3 protein-coding genes are annotated in these 1,460 nt (G+C 48.1%); all 3 read left to right on the forward strand.

Annotated elements, in window-relative coordinates:
* Positions 1-117 precede the first annotated feature (117 nt).
* Positions 118-630: an AAA family ATPase gene (locus tag VZT47_RS10370; RefSeq protein WP_330224885.1), complete on the forward strand. Its 513-nt coding sequence runs from the start codon at positions 118-120 to the stop codon at positions 628-630.
* A 40-nt stretch (positions 631-670) separates the two neighbouring features.
* A complete protein-coding gene (locus VZT47_RS10375) occupies positions 671-835 on the forward strand; it encodes a hypothetical protein (protein ID WP_330224886.1) in 165 nt (54 codons plus the stop codon).
* Between the two features lie 71 nt (positions 836-906).
* On the forward strand, positions 907-1,460 hold a 554-nt coding region (locus tag VZT47_RS10380; RefSeq protein WP_330224887.1), incomplete at its 3' end, for a flavin reductase family protein.

Here is a 1,460-nt window from a genome sequence, read left to right on the forward strand (position 1 = left end):
AAACGCGTGGGTCATCCTCTGGATCACAGAGGAAGCGGAAAAGGATGACTTCCTGTCAAAGTACGGGGAGTACGTGAAAGACTGCACCGTGATCCGGCGATAAGGGGGTAAAAGGCAATGAAACTGTTTATCATCACCGGCACCTGCGGGGCCGGGAAATCCACCATGAAGGATGAGCTGGCGTTTCGACTGGACCCGAATCGGTATGCCTGCGTTGATTCGGACGAAACAGGCCTCAACTGGTGGGACTATGCCGGCACCGACCGGGAAGGGCAGTATGGCGCGGACAGCCTGCGGGAAACGTTCAGGATCGCCCATGGTAGAAATCTGGTCTTTGTTACCTGTATGGCGCCTCATGATTACATCACGAAAGCCGCCGTACCGGAGGAATTGATCGTCACCTTTTCTATCGCGCTGTGGGCCAGGGATCAGATCATTGACCAGCGCCTGCGAGCCCGGCCCAAGGAGCGGGGCTTCACCACGGATGAAGCCATCCGTCCCCACATCGAATACAATCAGTGGATCGGCAAAAACCGGGGCAAGTATCAGCTGTTTATCGACACGGAAAACCAGACGCCGAAGGAAACCGCGGAAAGAATCATCGCCTTCATGACCGGTCTGCCGGAATGAAGTGTCTGCCAAAGATCGATCATTGGAGGGAAAAAGAGAAATGAATGGAATCATCTTTATATCCGGTCCCTGCGGAAGCGGAAAAACGACATTCGCCAATGCATTGACAAGACATCTCGCCAAGAAGAACCATATTGCAAAGCGAAAATCCAATCATATCTGGAGCTGTTCACAGATTGACCTGAATCGCTATCTTATGAAATAAGCAATGATTGACGAGTTTATCGATATCGAGATAATTGAAGTCAATTCTTTAGTACGGAGGGAAGGAAAAAGATGAAATACCAATACAAAGAAATGCCGGAATCTATTCGGGGGACATATGGAGAATATTCAAAGAGTTTCGGGTTTAACTGGAAAGAGTTTGTGATGGGCATACCGACGCCGATGTTTCTTGTCACAACATATAAATCTAACGGACAGCCAAATGCTACAATGCAGTCATGGGCAGGGTTTACGAGTGCGAATCATGGAGGCGGGTATTACGTGATTCTATGCAGCGTGAATAAGTGTGGACATCTTTACCAAAGCCTAAATGAAAAGAAGGTAGCCGTGCTGAATTTCATGTCTTCTGATTTATACAAAGCCTGCATGAAGACGATACAGAACAATCAGTTCGAGACGGATGAGATAACTTCGTCAGGGCTTACTGTGGAGAAAGCTTCATGGATTGAATCGCCGATGGTCGCTGAATGCTTCATGAACCTTGAGTGCCAATATTTGTGGGAGAAAGAAATTGTACCGGGTGATGATCATGTTATGATTTGCCTGGAAGTCATAGGCGGGCATATAGAGAAGGATTATATGGAGGATATGTTCGGAGGCAAAGG

This window comes from Dialister sp. (assembly GCF_036343215.1).
GTDB lineage: Bacteria > Bacillota > Negativicutes > Veillonellales > Dialisteraceae > Dialister.

Excerpts from the sequence above, each read along its gene's own strand:
- VZT47_RS10375 (WP_330224886.1), top strand. The coding sequence starts at position 671 with ATGAATGGAATCATCTTTATATCCGGTCCCTGCGGAAGCGGAAAAACG.
- VZT47_RS10370 (WP_330224885.1), top strand. The coding sequence starts at position 118 with ATGAAACTGTTTATCATCACCGGCACCTGCGGGGCCGGGAAATCCACC.